Source organism: uncultured Corynebacterium sp., from assembly GCF_945649885.1.
GTDB lineage: Bacteria > Actinomycetota > Actinomycetes > Mycobacteriales > Mycobacteriaceae > Corynebacterium.
Genome location: NZ_CALZFS010000202.1, coordinates 1 through 2751 on the forward strand (window position 1 = coordinate 1; position 2751 = coordinate 2751).

Genomic DNA, 2751 nt, shown 5'->3' on the forward strand with positions numbered 1-2751 from the left:
ATCTCCGCGCCCTCATCACCTTCATAACCCAGCTGGACAACGCGTGTGCCTGCGTCCACCAGACGACGCAGAATGGCCTTTTCACCAACGATCTCCGCGTAATAACGCGCATTGGCCGCGGTAGGCACCGACTGGATCAGGGTGTGTAGATAGCCGCCACCACCCACACGGTCCAGATCATTGGTGCGGTCAAGACGCCCCGAAACGATAACCGGGTCGATGTCTTTGTTATCGCTGAACAGGTCAATGATCGCCTGGAAGATCAGCTGGTGCGCAGGCCGGTAGAAGTCCTCAGGAGTCAGGACATCCAGGATGTCAATGACAGTGTTCGGGCTGAGCAGCATGGCACCCAGCACGCCCATCTCGGCATCATTGTCATAGGGCGGGGAGCGGAAATCACGGTATTCACGGGGGTTGTTGTCATCACGACCACGGCCCTTACGGCCACCACCCCGACTGTTTCCCTGGTTGAAGGCTCCACCCTGGTCCTTGTCACGGGAAGGGCCACCACCAATCATCGCAGGACCGAAATCCACATCATCAAATGCGGGGGCCGGCATATCCGAAGGCTCCGGTGGATAGGACTCACTCGGCTCCGTTGGGGGAACAAAGTCATCGTCAAAACTCGCTGCTGAACTATCAGCTGACATCGCTGATCCCCTTTCTCTTGGCGTGCATCACTTTAATGATTTCCTCACGTTTAGTCATGTCCATGTTGCCACTGTCATGACTTCCCACATTCTTGTCCAGAGACACACTGTTTTTGAGACAGAAATGCCAAAACTATCCACAGAACATTTGGTTAACAAATGCTGTCATTCACTAATTCTTCCCCAGTCTGGGCAAGTTTCTCACAATTAGGCCTCCAGCCTGTGGATAACTTGTGGACAACTCCGGACGTATCCTTCATCACACTTAGATCAATGCAGGTCAGGCAAGCATTTTTCCCTGTGGATAACTGTGGACAACTAGGAAGAAACAGTGGATAACTATTCTCACCTGCGGTTATGTGAGGGCTGATTTCCCTACACTATGGTTATGCAGGGCTTTTGAGAGAAGATAACACCAGGTTAACTATCCACAATCACCCGAAGTTATCCACAGGCAGGGGATAACTATTTTCAAACCATTGTCCACAGGGTTTCCACCATCCTGAAAAGAGCGCTGAAACAATGGTGCCTCACCCCACACCGGGTTGAAAAACAGGGGGCCTCGCCAAGCATCCGTCAAGCACCCGTCAAGCAATCTAAACTGCACCACCGTACAGTTCCCAGACGGGTGTGGAAATAGATTTCGACCCCACACCTGCTGTTTGGTGTGGGGTCGAAAAATGCTGTTGTCGTTGGGTGCCACACAATTGGTTGTGTGCACCGCCGTCGCATGCGCGTTGTCGTTACGCTGCGACGACCTCAAACTTCACGCGGGACACGATGCCCTCATGAATTTTTGCTTCTACCTGGTACTTACCGGTGGTCTTGACCAGGTTCTTCGGGAGAACGATGGCACGCTTGTCCAGGTTCGGGCCGCCGGCTGCCTTGACTGCTGCGACGACGTCGTCAGCCTTCACGGAACCGAACAGCTTACCGCTCTCGGAGGTGCGGACTGCAACCTGGACACCCTCAAGTGCCTCAAGCTGAGCCTTAACTTCGCGAGCATGGTCGAGGTCGCGAATGGTGCGAGCCTCCTGGGCACGCTTGATGCCCTCGATCTGCTTCTCAGCGCCCGGGGTAGCCGGAATGGCCAGGCCACGCGGGAGCAGCAGGTTACGTCCGTAGCCGTCCTTGACCTCTACGATGTCGCCAGCGACACCGAGGTTCTCAACGGCGGCGGTGAGGATCAGCTTCATGATCCCTGCCTTTCGTGGTGTAAGTATGTGATGTTGGAAATAGAAGAAAAGTTAGAACGGGGGCTCATCGTCTGCGCCACCAAATCCACCACTACCGGCGGGTGGTGCAGAATTCCAGGGATCATTGTCGGGGGTCGCAGCCTGATTGCTGTTTCCTCCGCCGAATCCACCCTGGTTGAAGTTGTTTCCGGACTGACCCTGGTTGCCACCGAAGCCGCCCTGATTTCCCTGCTGTCCACCGAATCCACCGGAATTCTGGCCAAATCCGCCCTGGTTGCCACCTTGGTTTCCGCCCTGACCGAAGCCCTGGCCTCCACCCTGGTTGCCACCGAAGCCGCCGCCTTGGCCACCACCACGTGCATTACGGGTGACTTCTGCCTTGGCGTACTTCAGGGATGGTCCGACTTCGTCGACCTCAACCTCGAAGATGGTGCGCTTCTCACCCTCACGGGTTTCATAGGAACGCTGACGGAGACGGCCCTGCACGATAACGCGCATGCCCTTCGTCAGGGATTCAGCTGCATTCTCGGCAGCTTCGCGCCAGACATTGCAGGTGAGGAACAGAGCCTCGCCATCCTCCCACTGATTAGTGGACCGGTTAAAGGTCCTCGGGGTGGATGCGATTCGGAAGTTAGCGACCGCCGCACCCGATGGGGTGAAGCGCAACTCCGGGTCAGCAACTAGGTTGCCGACAACGGTGATGGTGGTATCTCCCTGTGCCATGTCCTTCAACTACCTCTCTAGAGCTAAAGTTCTTTACTTATCGAGTCGCAGAACCTTGGTGCGCAGGACACCATCGTTCAGGTTCAGAACACGATCGAGCTCCAGCACAGTCGCGGACTCACACTTGAGATCGACGACGGCGTAGATGCCCTCTTCCTTCTTGTTGATCTGGTAGGCCAGAC

General features: G+C 55.7%; 4 protein-coding genes. All 4 read right to left on the reverse strand.

All coding sequences use genetic code 11. The annotated features are described in order from the left end of the window. A partial coding sequence (locus tag Q0M74_RS13745; protein ID WP_293955410.1) for a DnaB-like helicase N-terminal domain-containing protein occupies window positions 1-650 on the reverse strand: 650 nt, incomplete at its 3' end. Between the two features lie 743 nt (window positions 651-1393). Next, window positions 1394-1846, reverse strand: a complete 453-nt coding sequence (gene rplI, locus Q0M74_RS13750; protein WP_293955412.1) for a 50S ribosomal protein L9 — start codon at window positions 1844-1846, stop codon at window positions 1394-1396. Window positions 1847-1897: 51 nt separating this feature from the next. After that, the gene (locus tag Q0M74_RS13755; RefSeq protein ID WP_293955414.1) at window positions 1898-2569 is read right to left on the reverse strand and encodes a single-stranded DNA-binding protein; all 672 of its coding nucleotides are present in this window, start codon (window positions 2567-2569) and stop codon (window positions 1898-1900) included. 33 nt (window positions 2570-2602) lie between these two features. Beyond that, a partial coding sequence (locus Q0M74_RS13760) for a 30S ribosomal protein S6 (RefSeq protein ID WP_293955416.1) occupies window positions 2603-2751 on the reverse strand: 149 nt, incomplete at its 5' end.